The sequence below is a fragment of the Amphritea pacifica genome, from assembly GCF_016924145.1.
In the GTDB taxonomy this organism is placed as follows: Bacteria; Pseudomonadota; Gammaproteobacteria; order Pseudomonadales; family Balneatricaceae; genus Amphritea; species Amphritea pacifica.
This window is the reverse complement of sequence record NZ_JAFFZO010000055.1, coordinates 1-16,541: the sequence shown is the minus strand read 5'-3', so window position 1 is coordinate 16,541 and position 16,541 is coordinate 1. Positions and strand designations below refer to the sequence as shown.

13 protein-coding genes and 1 tRNA gene are annotated in these 16,541 nt (G+C 51.3%); all 14 read left to right on the top strand.

All coding sequences use genetic code 11. The annotated features are described in order from the left end of the window. A partial coding sequence (locus JW499_RS20925) for an EF-Tu C-terminal domain-related protein (protein ID WP_463427521.1) occupies positions 1 to 350 on the top strand: 350 nt, incomplete at its 5' end. Between the two features lie 73 nt (positions 351 to 423). Further along, positions 424 to 499 (top strand) — tRNA-Trp (locus JW499_RS20920). A gap of 60 nt (positions 500 to 559) precedes the next feature. Beyond that, positions 560 to 928: a preprotein translocase subunit SecE gene (gene secE, locus JW499_RS20915; RefSeq protein WP_091362270.1), complete on the top strand. Its 369-nt coding sequence runs from the start codon at positions 560 to 562 to the stop codon at positions 926 to 928. 12 nt (positions 929 to 940) lie between these two features. Next, complete coding sequence (nusG, locus tag JW499_RS20910; protein ID WP_091362269.1) at positions 941 to 1,474, top strand: transcription termination/antitermination protein NusG; 534 nt, start codon at positions 941 to 943, stop codon at positions 1,472 to 1,474. Between the two features lie 104 nt (positions 1,475 to 1,578). Then, positions 1,579 to 2,013 carry a 50S ribosomal protein L11 gene (gene rplK / locus JW499_RS20905; RefSeq protein ID WP_205212406.1) on the top strand — a complete coding sequence of 145 codons (435 nt, stop codon included), beginning with the start codon at positions 1,579 to 1,581 and terminating at the stop codon, positions 2,011 to 2,013. After that, the gene (rplA, locus tag JW499_RS20900) at positions 2,013 to 2,708 is read left to right on the top strand and encodes a 50S ribosomal protein L1 (RefSeq protein WP_091362267.1); all 696 of its coding nucleotides are present in this window, start codon (positions 2,013 to 2,015) and stop codon (positions 2,706 to 2,708) included. Before rplK ends, rplA begins: the two co-directional genes overlap by 1 nt. A 221-nt stretch (positions 2,709 to 2,929) precedes the next feature. Continuing rightward, on the top strand, positions 2,930 to 3,424 hold the full coding sequence (gene rplJ / locus JW499_RS20895) for a 50S ribosomal protein L10 (protein WP_091362266.1): 495 nt from the start codon (positions 2,930 to 2,932) through the stop codon (positions 3,422 to 3,424). 58 nt (positions 3,425 to 3,482) lie between these two features. After that, the gene (gene rplL, locus JW499_RS20890; RefSeq protein ID WP_205212405.1) at positions 3,483 to 3,857 is read left to right on the top strand and encodes a 50S ribosomal protein L7/L12; all 375 of its coding nucleotides are present in this window, start codon (positions 3,483 to 3,485) and stop codon (positions 3,855 to 3,857) included. Positions 3,858 to 4,029: 172 nt separating this feature from the next. Then, positions 4,030 to 8,130 (top strand): DNA-directed RNA polymerase subunit beta, encoded by a 4,101-nt coding sequence (gene rpoB, locus JW499_RS20885; protein WP_205212404.1) that lies wholly within the window; start codon positions 4,030 to 4,032, stop codon positions 8,128 to 8,130. 72 nt (positions 8,131 to 8,202) lie between these two features. Next, positions 8,203 to 12,429, top strand: coding sequence for a DNA-directed RNA polymerase subunit beta' (gene rpoC, locus JW499_RS20880; protein WP_205212403.1), 4,227 nt, complete (start codon positions 8,203 to 8,205; stop codon positions 12,427 to 12,429). Positions 12,430 to 12,650: 221 nt separating this feature from the next. Beyond that, positions 12,651 to 13,025: a 30S ribosomal protein S12 gene (rpsL, locus tag JW499_RS20875; protein WP_091362262.1), complete on the top strand. Its 375-nt coding sequence runs from the start codon at positions 12,651 to 12,653 to the stop codon at positions 13,023 to 13,025. Between the two features lie 143 nt (positions 13,026 to 13,168). Then, complete coding sequence (gene rpsG / locus JW499_RS20870; RefSeq protein WP_091362261.1) at positions 13,169 to 13,639, top strand: 30S ribosomal protein S7; 471 nt, start codon at positions 13,169 to 13,171, stop codon at positions 13,637 to 13,639. Between the two features lie 42 nt (positions 13,640 to 13,681). Further along, a complete protein-coding gene (gene fusA / locus JW499_RS20865; RefSeq protein WP_205212402.1) occupies positions 13,682 to 15,772 on the top strand; it encodes an elongation factor G in 2,091 nt (696 codons plus the stop codon). 30 nt (positions 15,773 to 15,802) lie between these two features. Beyond that, the coding region (locus tag JW499_RS20860; RefSeq protein WP_205210235.1) for a GTP-binding protein at positions 15,803 to 16,541 on the top strand (739 nt) is incomplete at its 3' end.

Below are 16,541 nucleotides of genomic sequence, written 5' to 3'. Positions count from 1 at the left end.
TGCGTGGTACTAAGCGTGACGACGTTGAGCGTGGTCAGGTACTGGCTAAGCCAGGTACTATTACTCCTCACACTCGTTTCGAAGGTGAAGTATACGTACTGTCTAAAGATGAAGGTGGTCGTCACACACCATTCTTCAAAGGCTACCGTCCGCAGTTCTACTTCCGTACAACTGACATCACCGGTGCTTGTGAGCTTCCGGAAGGCGTAGAAATGGTTATGCCAGGTGATAACGTTAAGATGGACGTTACCCTGATCAACCCAATCGCAATGGAAGAAGGTCTGCGTTTTGCGATCCGTGAAGGCGGTCGTACTGTCGGTGCAGGCGTTGTATCTAAAATCATCGAGTAATTGATGATTTAGGCAACTTAACGGTTGCCACCTAGTAGGGATGCGTGTAACATACGCGTCCCTAGTTAGCACTAGGCCAGTGGCTCAATTGGCAGAGCAGCGGTCTCCAAAACCGCAGGTTGGGGGTTCGAGTCCCTCCTGGCCTGCCAACTCTAATCTGAGTTGGCATCTAACAAGTCATAGCAAATTATCGATAACCGAGGCCCATCGTGAATTCTAAAGTGTCTTCCGAAGGTTCAAAGCTGGATGGCCTGAAATGGGTCGTAGTGGTAGCAATTGTGGCTGCTGGCGTAGTAGGTAATTCTGTTTATTCAGAAGAGTCTCTGCTGTATCGCGTAATTGCATTATTAGTTCTTGCTGGTGTTGCAGGCTTCGTTGCGCTGCAGACAGCTAAAGGTCTGGCTTTCTTTACGCTGTTTAAAGAAGCGCGATCTGAAATTCGCAAAGTTGTATGGCCAACCCGCCAGGAAACACTTCAGACAACTCTGATTGTTACGGTGGTGGTTTTGATTGTAGGTTTGCTTCTGTGGGGTCTGGATTCGTTGCTGAGTCTGGGTGTTGCAGCTGTAATCGGATAGGAGGGAAGAGGCATGGCTATGCGATGGTATGTTGTACATGCGTACTCCGGTTACGAGAAGCGCGTGATGAACTCACTGAAGGAGCGCGTCGAACTGCATAATATGCAGGATGGTTTCGGCGATATTCTGGTGCCTACAGAAGAGGTTGTTGAGATCCGCGAAGGCAAAAAACGTAAGTCTGAGCGTAAATTCTATCCGGGCTATGTTCTGGTCCAGATGGAAATGAATGATGATACCTGGCACCTGGTGAAAGATACACCACGTGTCCTCGGTTTTATTGGTGGTACGGCTGATAAGCCTGCACCGATTACCGAAAAAGAAGCACAAGCCATTCTGCAACGCGTTGAGAGTGGTGTTGATCAGCCACGTCCGAAAACTCTGTTTGAGCCGGGCGAGATGGTGCGCGTTATTGATGGTCCGTTTGCTGACTTTAATGGCGTAGTTGAAGAAGTGAATTATGAGAAGAACAGGCTGCATGTTGCAGTGCTGATCTTCGGTCGTTCGACTCCGGTCGAGCTGGAGTTTGGTCAGGTCGAAAAAGCCTGATAGCAGTATGTCAGGAATTAACCTCGGTGCTTGAATAGGTGCTGGGGTTTTTCCGTCTTTAAACCGGGGAGCCGCAAGGCGCTACTACCCACCAGGAGTAAAACATGGCTAAGAAAATCCAGGCTTATATTAAGCTGCAGGTTGCCGCCGGTCAGGCGAACCCAAGTCCACCCGTTGGTCCAGCACTGGGTCAGCATGGTGTTAACATCATGGAATTCTGTAAGGCGTTTAACGCGGCTACGCAGAGTCTGGAGCCGGGTCTGCCGACTCCGGTTGTGATCACTGTTTATGCTGATCGCAGCTTTACTTTCATTACCAAGACTCCTCCTGCTGCTGTTCTGCTGAAGAAGGCTGCGGGCCTGAAGAGCGGTTCTGGTCGTCCTAATACTGAGAAAGTCGGTACTGTTACCCGCGCTCAGCTGGAAGAGATTGCTACCACTAAGATGGCTGATCTGACTGCTTCTGATATGGATGCGGCGGTTCGTACCATCGCAGGTAGTGCACGTAGCATGGGTCTGATCGTGGAAGGAGCTGAGTAATGGCTAAGCTGACTAAACGCCAAAAGGCGATTGCTGAAAAAGTTGAACCAGGTAAGCAGTACTCTGTTGCTGATGCTGTTGCGCTGCTGAACGAACTGTCAACTGTTGGCTTTAAAGAGTCTGTCGACGTGGCAGTAAACCTGGGCGTTGATCCACGTAAATCTGACCAGAACGTACGTGGTTCAAGTGTTCTGCCTAGCGGAACTGGTAAAGATGTTCGTGTTGCGGTGTTTGCGCAGGGCGAGAACGCAGAGAAAGCTAAAGCGGCTGGTGCAGATGTTGTTGGTTTTGACGATCTGGCTGAGCAGATCAAAGGCGGCGATCTGAACTTTGACGTTGTTATCGCGACTCCGGATGCGATGCGCGTTGTCGGTCAGCTGGGTCAGGTTCTGGGTCCACGCGGTCTGATGCCAAACCCTAAGGTGGGTACTGTAACCCCTGATGTTGTGACTGCGGTCAACAACGCTAAGGCGGGTCAGGTACGTTTCCGTACTGACAAGAACGGTATTATCCATGCTGGCGTTGGTAAAGTTGGTTTCGAAGCTGATGCTATCAAAGCAAACGTTGAAGCGCTGCTGAGCGAGCTGAAAAAGCTGAAGCCTGCTTCTGCTAAAGGCGTTTACATGAAGAAAGTTACCCTGTCCACCACTATGGGGCCAGGTCTGGCAATCGATCAGAGCTCACTGAGCGTTTAATCGGTTTTCAGAAAGAATTGAGGGTCTCTGCAGCGTTGCTGCAGGGGTCGTCAAAGACCGCAGGTGAGAATGGTGCACGTAACCAGACTCTTAATCTATCAGCCTGCGCAGACGGTGTGATCCCCTTAACAGGATCAATTGAACCACCGTACTCGGCGCTTCAGTGATCGATGCTGAAGTGAATGGTAAACAGTCGAAAAGACTAAACCCAGGAGTAAATCGTGGCATTAGGACTCGAAGATAAAAAAGCGATTGTCGCTGAAGTCCAGGAAGCTGCCAAGGGCGCTCTCTCTGCTGTAGTTGCGGATTCTCGCGGTGTGACCGTTGAGAAGATGACTGAACTGCGTAAGCAGGCACGTGAAGCGGGAGTATGGCTGCGCGTCGTACGTAACACGCTGGCACGTCGTGCAGTAGAAGGCTCTGATTTCGAATGTATCACTGATTCATTCGTAGGTCCGACTCTGATTGCATTCTCTACTGAGCACCCAGGTGCCGGTGCGCGAATTCTGAAAGATTTCGCCAAGGGAAATGACAAGCTGGAGCTGAAGACCGCTGCTTTCGAAGGACAGATCGTTGATATCTCTATGCTGGCTTCACTGCCAACATACGACGAAGCGATCGCCAAGCTGATGGGCTGCATGAAAGAAGCTGCAGCAGGCAAGCTGGTGCGCACTATCGCGGCTGTTCGCGAACAGAAAGAACAAGCAGCTGCTTAATACAAGCCGCTTAAGAACGAGTTTAAGAGCCTCTGGCTCGAATATTTAGGAATTAAACATGTCCGTATCTAAAGAAGATATCTTGAATGCAATCGCTGAAATGTCTGTAATGGACGTTGTAGCACTGGTTGAAGCAATGGAAGAAAAATTCGGTGTATCTGCTGCTGCTGTTGCAGTTGCTGGTGCAGCTGGCGGCGACGCTGGTGCTGCAGCTGAAGAGCAGACTGAATTCGACGTTGTACTGACTGCCGCTGGCGACAAGAAAGTAAACGTAATCAAAGCTGTTCGTGCAGCAACTGGCCTGGGCTTGAAAGAAGCTAAAGGTATGGTTGACGGCGCTCCTGCTACCGTTAAAGAAGGTGTTAGCAAGGAAGACGCAGAAGCGCTTAAAGCTGCTCTGGAAGAAGCTGGCGCAACTGTTGAAGTTAAGTAAGCAGCGCGATGCTTCGTATCAGACTATTTAGTAGCTGATACATCTACGGCTGGTGGCAAAGTGCCACCGGCCTTTTTCCGTTATTAGTAAGAGCAAATAATAACGGTTCACAGGCCGAGAAATTTCCTTCGGTTTGTTTGAATTTTTCAGGTGCAGATGCTGGGGAACTTAGATGGCTTACTCATATACTGAAAAGAAACGCATCCGTAAAGACTTCGGAAAGCTGCCGGAAGCGATGGATGTGCCATATCTGTTGGCAATCCAGTTGGATTCTTATTTGAAATTCCTGCAACAGGGTGCTGATTCTGCAGAGCGTAAAGATATCGGGCTGCATGCGGCTTTCAGTTCCGTATTCCCGATCGTTTCCTATTCCGGAAACGCCGCATTGGAATATGTAGGTTACCGTCTGGGCGAGCCGGTTTTTGACGTTAAAGAATGCCAGATGCGTGGTATTACTTATGCTGCCCCGCTGCGCGTTAAAGTACGCCTGGTAATCTATGATCGCGATTCTTCAAATAAAGCGATTAAAGATATTAAAGAACAAGAAGTATACATGGGCGAAATGCCGCTGATGACCGACAACGGTACCTTCGTTGTCAACGGTACTGAGCGGGTTATTGTCTCTCAGCTGCACCGTTCGCCGGGTGTATTCTTCGACCATGACAAGGGTAAAACGCACTCCTCCGGGAAACTGCTGTATTCTGCCCGTGTTATTCCTTACCGTGGTTCATGGCTGGACTTCGAGTTTGATCCTAAAGATAGCCTGTTTGTACGTATCGACCGTCGTCGTAAGCTGCCAGCAACTATTCTGCTGCGCGCGCTTGGCTATACTACAGAAGAGATCCTCGATACCTTCTTTGATAACACCGAGTGGACCCTCAGCGCAGATGAAATTCTGATGACGCTGGTGCCGTCCCGTCTGCGTGGTGAAACGGCTACTTTTGATATTAAAGATTCCAGCGGCAATGTGCTGGTTGAATCCGGCCGCCGGATTACACCACGCCATATTCGTCAGCTGGAAAAAGAGAATATCACGCAACTGGAAGTGCCGGTTGAGTACCTGCTGGGCAAAGTCTTAGCGAAAGATATTATCGATCCGACCACCGGTGAGCTGCTGTGCGAAGGCAACAGCGAAATCACTGAGGAGCTACTGGAGCAGATTCGCAGCCGCAATGTTACGGCTTTTGAAACCCTGTATACCAATGAACTTGATTGCGGTCCATTTGTATCTGACACCCTGCGTATCGATACCACCCGTAACCAGCTGGAAGCACTGGTAGAGATCTACCGCATGATGCGCCCTGGTGAGCCGCCAACCAAGGAATCAGCAGAAAACCTGTTTGAGAACCTGTTCTTTACAGAAGAGCGCTACGACCTGTCTGCGGTTGGCCGGATGAAGTTCAACCGCCGCCTGGGCCGTGAAGAAGAGACCGGTTCTGGCGTGCTGGATAAAGAAGATATCCTGTCGGTCATGAAAACGCTGATCGATATCCGTAACGGTAAAGGCGTTGTGGATGATATCGATCACCTGGGTAACCGTCGTATCCGTTCCGTTGGCGAGATGGCCGAAAACCAGTTCCGCGTGGGTCTGGTGCGGGTAGAGCGTGCCGTTCGTGAGCGTCTGAGTATGGCAGAATCTGATAACCTGATGCCTCAGGATCTGATCAATGCCAAACCGGTTGCGGCCGCGGTGAAAGAGTTCTTTGGTTCTTCTCAGCTGTCTCAGTTTATGGACCAGAACAACCCGCTGTCAGAAGTGACTCACAAGCGTCGTGTTTCTGCGTTAGGACCTGGCGGTCTGACCCGTGAGCGTGCAGGCTTTGAAGTACGTGACGTACACGCAACTCACTACGGTCGTGTATGTCCTATCGAGACACCTGAGGGACCAAATATCGGTCTGATCAACTCGCTGGCAACCTATGCCCGCACCAACGACTATGGTTTCCTTGAGACGCCGTATCGTAAGGTAGTGGATTGCAAGGTGACCGATGAGGTTGAATACCTGTCAGCCATTGAGGAAGGTCGTCATGTAATCGCCCAGGCGTCTGCTGCCATGGACGAGAACCGGACACTGACTGATGAACTGGTTGCAGTGCGTCACGAAAATGAATTTACCGTTATGCCGCCGGAAAAAGTAACCTACATGGATGTATCTCCACGTCAGGTTGTATCGGTCGCAGCGGCGCTGATCCCGTTCCTGGAGCACGATGACGCGAACCGCGCATTGATGGGATCAAACATGCAGCGTCAGGCTGTACCAACCCTGCGGGCTGATAAGCCGCTGGTCGGTACCGGCATGGAGCGTTATGTTGCCCGCGATTCCGGTGTGTGTGTCGTTGCCGATCGAGGTGGTGTGATTGAGTCGGTTGATGCGGCGCGTATTGTTGTCCGTGTCAACGATGAAGAGACGGTTGCCGGTGAAGCGGGTGTGGATATCTACAACCTCACTAAGTACACCCGTTCTAACCAGAACACCTGCATCAACCAGCGTGCCATTGTACGTCAGGGTGAGCAGGTTCAGCGTGGTGATATCATGGCTGACGGCCCGTCCGTTGACCTGGGTGAGCTGGCGCTGGGGCAGAACATGCGTATCGCATTCATGCCCTGGAACGGTTACAACTTCGAGGACTCCATCCTTATCTCTGAAAGGGTCGTTCAGGAAGATCGTTTCACGACGATCCATATCCAGGAGCTGACCTGTGTGGCACGTGATACCAAGCTGGGCTCTGAGGAGATTACTTCAGATATTCCAAACGTGGGTGAGTCTGCACTGGCTAAGCTGGATGAAGCCGGTATCGTGCATATCGGTGCTGAAGTAGGCCCGGGTGATATTCTGGTGGGTAAGGTGACACCTAAAGGTGAAACTCAGCTGACACCGGAAGAGAAGCTGCTGCGTGCGATCTTCGGTGAGAAAGCGTCCGATGTTAAGGACACCTCACTGCGTGTTAAGACCGGTACTATCGGTAAAGTTATCGATGTACAGGTATTTACCCGTGACGGTGTGCCTAAAGATGAGCGGGCTATCTCTATCGAGCAGTCCGAGCTGAACCGCATCCGTAAAGATTTGAACGAAGAGCTGCGTATCGTTGAACAGGCGACCTTTGAGCGTCTTGGACGTGCTCTGTGTGGTCTGAAAGCTGAAGGCGGTGCGAACTTCAAGAAGGGTGAAGAGATCACCGCGGAGGCCCTGGCTGCGCTGAAAAAATCAGACTGGTTCAAGATTCGTGTTGCCGATGATGCGACTCAGGAGATGCTGGAGAAAGCTCAGGAGCAGCTGGAAGAGCGTCGCGTTGAGCTGGATGCCAAGTTTGAAGATAAGAAAGGCAAGCTGCAGACCGGTGATGACCTGGCCCCTGGTGTGCTGAAAATTGTTAAGGTTTATGTGGCAACTAAACGTCGCGTACAGCCGGGCGACAAGATGGCAGGACGTCACGGTAACAAGGGTGTTATCTCCGTTATTATGCCGGTTGAGGATATGCCATACGATGAGAACGGTGAGCCGGTCGATATCGTACTGAACCCTCTGGGTGTACCGTCACGGATGAACGTCGGTCAGGTGCTTGAGACCCACATGGGTATGGCCGCTAAAGGTCTGGGCGTGAAGATCAATAAGATGCTTCAGGCTGAGCGTGATCGTCTTGAAACGATTAAAGAGCTGCGTGAGTTCCTTGACCGTATCTATAACAGCGAGCTGGGTGGTTACAAGTCTGGTCGTCATGAAGACATCGACTCACTGAGCGATGATGAAGTACTGGAACTGGCGAAGAACCTGAAAGGTGGTGTTCCTCTGGCAACCGCAGTATTTGACGGTGCTAAAGAGGCGGAAGTGAAGGAACTGCTGCGGATGGCAGACCTGAGCGACACCGGCCAGTTCACTCTGTTCGATGGTCGCACCGGTGATCAGTTCAGCCGTCCGGTAACCGTGGGTTACATGTACATGCTCAAGCTGAACCACCTGGTTGACGATAAGATGCACGCACGTTCCACCGGTTCCTACAGCCTGGTTACTCAGCAGCCGCTGGGTGGTAAGGCGCAGTTCGGTGGTCAGCGTTTCGGTGAGATGGAGGTATGGGCACTGGAAGCATACGGTGCAGCCTACACCCTGCAGGAGATGCTGACGGTTAAATCCGATGACGTGAACGGCCGTACCAAGATGTATAAGAACATCGTGGATGGCGATCACCGCATGGAGCCGGGTATGCCAGAATCGTTCAACGTGCTGGTGAAAGAGATCCGCTCGCTCGGTATCGATATCGAGCTGGAAAACGAGTAACCCTTTAACAGATAGTTTACTGCGCAGCTGATTAACCGCTGCGCGGTCAACTCCCCCGAGGAGCTGAATGAAATGAAAGATTTACTTAATCTGTTGAAATCCCAGGGACAGAACGACGAGTTTGACTCGATCCGTATCGGTCTGGCATCGCCTGAGATGATCCGTTCCTGGTCTTTTGGTGAAGTTAAAAAGCCAGAAACCATCAACTACCGCACCTTTAAGCCAGAGCGTGATGGTCTGTTCTGTGCCAAGATCTTCGGTCCTGTTAAGGATTACGAGTGTCTGTGTGGTAAGTACAAGCGACTGAAGCATCGTGGTGTTATCTGTGAGAAGTGTGGCGTTGAAGTTGCGCTGGCTAAGGTTCGTCGTGAGCGCATGGGTCACATCGAACTGGCCTCTCCGGTAGCGCACATCTGGTTCCTGAAGTCTCTGCCGTCCCGTATCGGTCTGATGCTGGATATGACCCTGCGTGATATTGAACGGGTCCTGTACTTCGAATCTTTTGTCGTTATCGATCCGGGTATGACGACGCTTGAGCGCGGTCAGTTGCTGAACGATGAGCAATATTTTGAAGCACTGGAAGAGTTTGGTGATGACTTTGATGCCCGCATGGGTGCTGAGGCGATTCAGGAGCTGCTGAAGTCGATCGATCTTGCTGAAGAGATCGAAGTGATGCGTGAAGAGCTGCCGTCTACCAACTCTGAAACCAAGATTAAAAAGCTGTCCAAGCGTCTTAAGCTGCTGGAAGGTTTCTACACCTCTGGTAATAAGCCAGAGTGGATGATTCTTCAGGTTCTGCCGGTGCTGCCACCCGATCTGCGTCCGCTGGTACCGCTGGATGGTGGTCGTTTTGCGACTTCTGATCTGAACGATCTCTATCGTCGCGTTATCAACCGTAACAACCGTCTGAAGCGTCTGCTTGATCTGAGTGCTCCGGATATCATTGTACGTAACGAAAAACGTATGTTGCAGGAATCTGTTGATGCGCTGCTGGATAACGGTCGTCGTGGTCGTGCTATCACCGGTTCTAACAAGCGTCCGTTGAAATCTCTGGCTGACATGATCAAGGGTAAGCAGGGTCGTTTCCGTCAGAACCTGCTGGGTAAGCGGGTTGACTACTCCGGTCGTTCCGTCATCGTGGTGGGTCCATACCTGCGTCTGCATCAGTGTGGTCTGCCTAAGAAGATGGCGCTGGAACTGTTCAAGCCATTTATCTTCTCTAAGCTGGAGCTGCGTGGTCACGCGACCACCATTAAAGCCGCTAAGAAGATGGTTGAGCGCGAAGAATCGCTGGTTTGGGATATTCTGGATGAAGTTATCCGCGAACACCCGATCATGCTTAACCGTGCACCAACCCTGCACCGTCTGGGTATCCAGGCATTTGAGCCGGTCCTGATTGAAGGTAAAGCGATTCAGCTGCACCCACTGGTATGTGCGGCCTACAACGCCGACTTTGACGGTGACCAGATGGCGGTACACGTACCGCTGACAATTGAAGCGCAGCTGGAAGCCCGCGCGCTGATGATGTCGACCAACAACGTACTGTCTCCAGCCAACGGTGAGCCAATCATCGTACCGTCTCAGGACGTGGTACTGGGTCTGTACTGGATGACCCGTGACCGTATCAATGCCCTCGGTGAGGGGATGATCTTCTCTGATATTAAAGAAGTTCAGCGTGCTTACGGTGCTAAACAGGTTGATCTGCAGGCCAAGGTAAAAGTTCGTATCAGCGAGACTATTCGTGATATCGAAGGCAACGAAGAACACCGTACGACCATTCAGGACACTACTGTTGGTCGTGCCATGCTGTTCAATATCGTGCCAAAAGGGCTGCCGTTTGAACTGGTCAACCAGGCGATGACGAAAAAGGCGATCTCCCGTCTGATCAACACCGCGTACCGTATCGTTGGTCTGAAAGATACCGTTATCTTTGCTGACCAGGTGATGTACATGGGCTTCCGTCAGGCAACCGTATCCGGTTCTTCTATCGGTGTTAACGACTTCGTTATCCCGGATGAGAAGGTCGATATCATCACCTCAGCTGATGCTGAAGTGAAAGAGATCGAGATGCAGTACGCCGACGGTCTGGTTACCCAGGGTGAGAAATACAACAAGGTTATCGATATCTGGTCCCGTGCCAACGAAATTCTGGCCAAGAAGATGATGGATAACCTGAAGAAGGAAGAGGTGATTAACCGTCACGGTGAGCTTGAAGCTCAGGACTCTTTCAACTCTGTGTATATGATGGCCGACTCCGGTGCCCGGGGTAGTGCGGCGCAGATTCGTCAGCTGGCGGGTATGCGTGGTCTGATGGCGAAGCCGGATGGCTCTATCATCGAAACGCCAATCACGGCGAACTTCCGTGAAGGTCTGAACGTACTGCAGTACTTCATCTCAACCCATGGTGCTCGTAAGGGTCTGGCGGATACCGCACTGAAGACTGCGAACTCTGGTTACCTGACCCGTCGTCTGGTTGATGTGGCACAGGATCTGGTTATCACTGAAGATGATTGTGGTACTGAAGAAGGTCTGATCATGCAGCCGCTGATTGAAGGTGGCGATGTGGTTGTCGGTCTGGGGTATCGTGTTCTGGGTCGTGTCGTGGCACAGGATGTGATGGATCCAACCGGAAAAGAGGTGCTGATCGAAGCGGGCACCCTGATGGACGAGGCCTGGGTTAAGCGTCTTGATGATGAGGAGCGTTACTCCTCTATCGACGAGATTATTGTCCGCAGTGCGATCACCTGTGAAACCACCTTTGGTCTCTGCTCTAAGTGTTATGGCCGTGATCTGGGTCGTGGTCACCGGGTTAACCCGGGTGAAGCGGTCGGTGTTATCGCCGCACAGTCAATCGGTGAGCCTGGAACACAGCTGACCATGCGTACCTTCCACATCGGTGGTGCGGCATCGCGGGCAGCCGCGGTTGACAGTATTCAGGTTAAAAACTCCGGTGAGATCCGGATGCACAACCTGAAGTCTGTAGAAAAAGCCGACGGTTCACTGGTGGCAACTTCCCGCTCCGGTGAGCTGGGTGTAACCGACGAACACGGTCGTGAGCGTGAGCGCTATAAGCTGCCGTACGGTTCTGTGATCAAGGTTAAGGATGGTTCCCGTGTTGAAGCCGGCTCCATCGTCGCCAACTGGGACCCGCATACCCACCCAATCATCTCCGAGGTGGCGGGTAAGCTTGAGTTCGTTGGTATCGATGACGGTATTACTGTTAAGCAGCAAACCGATGAGCTGACCGGTCTGTCGACTATCGAGATTCTCGATCCGGCACTGCGTCCGGCGGCGGGTAAAGATATTCGACCGATGATCCGTCTGGTCGATGCCGCCACAGGTGATGATCTGTTCCACCCGGGAACCGATTCGCCGGCTCAGTATCTGCTGCCAGCGAAAGCGATTCTCAACCTGAGCAACGGTGCCGAGGTTGGTATTGGTGACGTACTGGCGCGTATCCCACAGGAAGGTTCTGTGAACAAGGATATCACCGGTGGTCTGCCACGGGTTGCTGACCTGTTTGAAGCGCGTAAGCCAAAAGAGTCCTCTATCCTGGCTGAGATCTCCGGTACCATCACTTTTGGTAAGGAGACTAAGGGTAAGAAGCGTCTGGTTATCAGCCCGCAGAATGCTGATCCAATGGAGATCATGATTCCTAAGTGGCGTAACCTGAACGTCTTTGAAGGTGAAACGGTGCAGAAGGGTGAAGTTATCTCCGACGGACCGTCTAACCCGCATGATATTCTGCGGATCAAGGGGGTCGCCGAGCTGGCGAAATACATCACCTCTGAGATTCAGGACGTATACCGTCTGCAGGGTGTAGGGATCAACGATAAGCATATTGAAGTGATCGTACGTCAGATGCTGCGTAAGGTGGATATCACCGCCAGCGGAGACAGTTCGTTCATTAACGGTGAGCAGGTTGAATTCCATCAGGTGGTTGAAGAGAATAAGCGCCTGGAAGCGGAAGGTAAGATACCAGCTAAGTTTGATCGTGTACTGCTGGGTATTACCAAAGCCTCTCTGGCAACCGAGTCCTTCATCTCTGCGGCGTCCTTCCAGGAGACAACCCGTGTACTGACCGAAGGTGCGGTGTGTGGTAAGAAAGACTTCCTGCGCGGTCTCAAAGAGAACGTTGTCGTGGGTCGTCTGATTCCGGCCGGTACTGGTCTGGCATACCACAAGGCCCGTAAACGTCAGGCGGTTAAGGCTGATGATAGCATGTCTGTCAGTGCAGAAGATGTTCAACTGGCGCTGACCGCAGCCCTGAATCAGGCATCAATGCCTGATTCAGAATAATGAACCTGGGCAGGCTCTGATACTCATTGGAGTCTGCCCGTAAGGTGCATATCCAGATAGTACCTGATGGTGATTGAAAGAAAGATCCAAAAAGTACTATCTATTATCTGGTCGAATATTGACCTGATGGGCCGGGATTGAGTACAATCTCGGCCCTTTCGTGACAGGAGTGAAAAAAATCCTGTTTTTTAGTGCTTAAATAAAAGCGTGGAGTTTGCTTAATGGCAACTATTAACCAGCTGGTACGACAGCCGCGCAAGCGCAAAGTGGTAAAGAGTGATGTACCTGCATTGCAGGCATGTCCTCAGCGCCGTGGCGTTTGTACCCGCGTCTATACTACAACCCCTAAGAAACCGAACTCAGCACTGCGTAAAGTGTGCCGTGTTCGTCTGACAAACGGATATGAGGTTACTTCCTACATCGGTGGTGAAGGTCATAACCTGCAGGAGCACTCTGTTGTTCTGATCCGTGGTGGTCGTGTAAAAGACTTGCCGGGTGTTCGTTACCACACAGTACGTGGCGCACTGGATACCAGTGGCGTTAACGACCGTAAACAGGGTCGTTCTAAGTACGGTACCAAGCGTCCTAAGTCTTAAGCGTTTCCGGGACGGCGACAGAAGTCCGGCACAGCTGTTTAAACAGCCCGCTATACAACTAGAGCTAGACCGCAAGCAATAAGAGTAAGGTCAGGTATCAATTCCTGAAATAACCTGAAGACCTGTAGATAAAGGGGCTTATCATGCCAAGAAGAAGAGTTGCGGCAAAACGTGAAATCCTGCCGGATCCTAAATTCGGTAACATTACACTGGCAAAGTTTACTAACCACCTGATGATCAGTGGTAAGAAATCTGTTGCTGAGAAGATTGTTTACGGTGCGCTGGACACAGTTGGTCAGCGGACTGGTGAAGATCCAATCGAAGCATTCAACAAAGCACTGGAAGCGATCCAGCCAATGGTTGAGGTTAAATCTCGCCGTGTGGGTGGTGCTACCTATCAGGTGCCTGTAGAGGTTCGTCCTTCCCGTCGTATGGCTCTGGCTATGCGTTGGTTGGTGGATGCTTCCCGTAAGCGTGGTGAAAAATCCATGGCGCTGCGTCTGGCCGGAGAGATCGGTGATGCAGTTGAAGGTCGTGGCGCAGCTGTGAAGAAACGTGAAGACGTTCATCGCATGGCTGAAGCGAACAAAGCATTCGCTCACTACCGCTTCTAAGCTTTTACTAAAGCTTTTGATGTAAGTTCCGAGGATTGAGTTTTGGCTCGTAAAACGCCTATAAACCGGTACCGTAATATCGGTATCTGTGCCCATGTCGATGCGGGTAAAACCACGACCACTGAGCGCGTTCTGTTCTACACCGGGATGTCTCATAAGATCGGTGAAGTACACGATGGCGCAGCGACCATGGACTGGATGGAGCAGGAACAGGAGCGTGGTATCACTATCACCTCCGCTGCGACCACCTGTTTCTGGAGTGGTATGAGTCAGCAGTTTGATCAGCATCGGATCAACATTATCGACACCCCTGGACACGTAGACTTCACCATTGAGGTTGAGCGTTCGCTGCGGGTGCTTGATGGTGCGGTTGTGGTGCTGTGTGCATCTTCCGGGGTGCAGCCTCAGACTGAGACTGTCTGGCGTCAGGCCAATAAGTATGAAGTTCCGCGCATGGTGTTCGTCAATAAGATGGACCGTGCTGGCGCTGATTTCTTTATGGTGGTGCGGCAGTTAAAAGAGCGTCTGGGCGCTAACGCTGTGCCGGTCAACTTCCCGATCGGTGCAGAAGACGAGTTTAAAGGTGTTGTCGACCTGATCCGTATGAAAGCCATTATGTGGAATGATGCTGATCAGGGGATGACATACGAGCTTTATGATATTCCTGCTGAGCTGCAAGAACAGGCTGATACGCTGCGTGAGCAGTTGGTAGAAGCAGCAGCAGAGGCATCCGAAGAGCTGATGGATAAATACCTTGAAGAGGGTGATCTATCCAACGAAGAGATCAAGGCGGGTCTGCGTCGTCGTACCCTGGATAACGATCTTGTTCTGATGCAGGCGGGTTCTGCATTTAAGAACAAGGGGGTTCAGGCAGTGCTGGACGCTGTAATCGAGTATATGCCATCGCCGGTTGAAGTTAAGGCGATTGAGGGTACCCTCAATGATGATGAAACCCTTGATACCCGTGAAGCGGATGACTCTGCCCCATTTGCGGCGCTGGCCTTTAAAATTGCCACCGACCCATTTGTTGGCACCCTGACATTTATCCGGGTGTATTCAGGCGTACTGGCTTCCGGCGACAGTGTGGTTAACACTGTTAAGGGTAAGAAAGAGCGCGTTGGGCGGATGGTGCAGATGCACGCAAATAACCGTGAAGAGATCAAAGAGGTTCGCGCAGGCGATATCGCGGCTCTGATCGGTATGAAAGATGTAACGACCGGAGATACTCTGTGTAATCCTGATCATAAGATCATTCTGGAGCGCATGGAGTTTCCTGAACCGGTTATTTCGGTAGCGGTTGAGCCTAAATCGCAGGCTGATCAGGAAAAAATGGGTATCGCGCTGGGCAAGCTTGCTCAGGAAGATCCCTCTTTCCGGGTAGCAACCGATCCGGAAACCGGTCAGACAATTATCTCTGGTATGGGCGAATTGCACCTGGATATTCTGGTGGATCGTATGAAGCGTGAATTCAGCGTGGAAGCGAACATTGGTAAGCCGCAGGTAGCCTATCGCGAGAAAATCCGTCAGTCTGTCGATGCAAACCATAAGTTTATTCGTCAGTCTGGTGGTCGTGGTCAGTATGGCCATGTAGTCATTGAGTTTAGTCCATCTGACAAGGAAGGGCTGGAGTTCATCAATGAGATCGTAGGCGGTGCTATTCCTAAGGAATACATCCCGGCGATCGAAAAAGGTATCGAGGAGCAGATGAAGAACGGTGTTATTGCCGGCTATCCGCTGATCGGCCTGAAGGCCCGTCTCTATGATGGATCCTTCCATGAAGTTGACTCTAACGAGATGGCGTTTAAAATTGCTGCCTCCCAGGCGCTTAAGAAGTTTGCACAGGACGCAAGTCCTTGTCTGCTTGAGCCGATGATGAAGGTAGAGGTTGTAACGCCCGAAGATTACATGGGTGACGTGATGGGTGACCTGAACCGTCGTCGTGGTCTGGTTCAGGGTATGGATGATTGCAGTTCCGGTAAGATAATCAATGCACAGGTTCCACTGGGCGAGATGTTTGGTTATGCTACCGACCTGCGTTCGGCTACTCAGGGTCGTGCAACATACTCAATGGAATTCTTTGATTATGCTGAAGCGCCAAATAATGTCGCTGAAGCTATAATCAATGCAAGATAATTTGCCCAATATATTAATGAGGAATTAATCGTGGCTAAAGAACAATTTGAACGTAATAAACCGCACGTTAACGTTGGTACAATCGGCCACGTTGACCACGGTAAAACTACTCTGACAGCTGCACTGACCCGTGTATGTGCTGAGATTTTCGGTGGTAAGGCTGTCGCTTTTGACGGTATCGATAATGCACCGGAAGAGCGTGAGCGTGGTATCACTATCGCAACCTCTCACGTTGAGTATGATTCAACTATCCGTCACTACGCGCACGTAGACTGCCCCGGACACGCTGACTATGTTAAAAACATGATCACCGGTGCGGCACAGATGGACGGTGCGATTCTGGTATGTGGCGCAACTGATGGCCCTATGCCACAGACGCGTGAGCACATCCTGCTGTCTCGTCAGGTAGGTGTACCTTACATCGTTGTATTCCTGAACAAAGCTGACCTGCTGGCAGAAGATTGCGGCGGTGTTGACTCTGAAGAATACGCTGAGATGCTGGAACTGGTTGAAATGGAGCTACGTGAGCTGCTGGATACTTACGAGTTCCCGGGTGATGATACGCCAATCATCGCAGGTTCTGCCCTGATGGCGCTGAACGGCGAAGATGACAACGAGCTGGGTACTACTGCTGTTAAGAAACTGGTTGAAGCGCTGGATACTTACATTCCAGAGCCAGAGCGTGCTATCGATCAGCCATTCCTGATGCCTATCGAGGACGTATTCTCAATCTCTGGTCGTGGTACTGTTGTAACCGGTCGTGTAGAGC

Excerpts from the sequence above, each read along its gene's own strand:
- nusG (WP_091362269.1), top strand. The coding sequence starts at position 941 with ATGGCTATGCGATGGTATGTTGTACATGCGTACTCCGGTTACGAGAAG.
- rplK (WP_205212406.1), top strand. The coding sequence starts at position 1,579 with ATGGCTAAGAAAATCCAGGCTTATATTAAGCTGCAGGTTGCCGCCGGT.
- rplA (WP_091362267.1), top strand. The coding sequence starts at position 2,013 with ATGGCTAAGCTGACTAAACGCCAAAAGGCGATTGCTGAAAAAGTTGAA.
- rplL (WP_205212405.1), top strand. The coding sequence starts at position 3,483 with ATGTCCGTATCTAAAGAAGATATCTTGAATGCAATCGCTGAAATGTCT.
- rpoB (WP_205212404.1), top strand. The coding sequence starts at position 4,030 with ATGGCTTACTCATATACTGAAAAGAAACGCATCCGTAAAGACTTCGGA.
- rpoC (WP_205212403.1), top strand. The coding sequence starts at position 8,203 with ATGAAAGATTTACTTAATCTGTTGAAATCCCAGGGACAGAACGACGAG.
- rpsL (WP_091362262.1), top strand. The coding sequence starts at position 12,651 with ATGGCAACTATTAACCAGCTGGTACGACAGCCGCGCAAGCGCAAAGTG.
- rpsG (WP_091362261.1), top strand. The coding sequence starts at position 13,169 with ATGCCAAGAAGAAGAGTTGCGGCAAAACGTGAAATCCTGCCGGATCCT.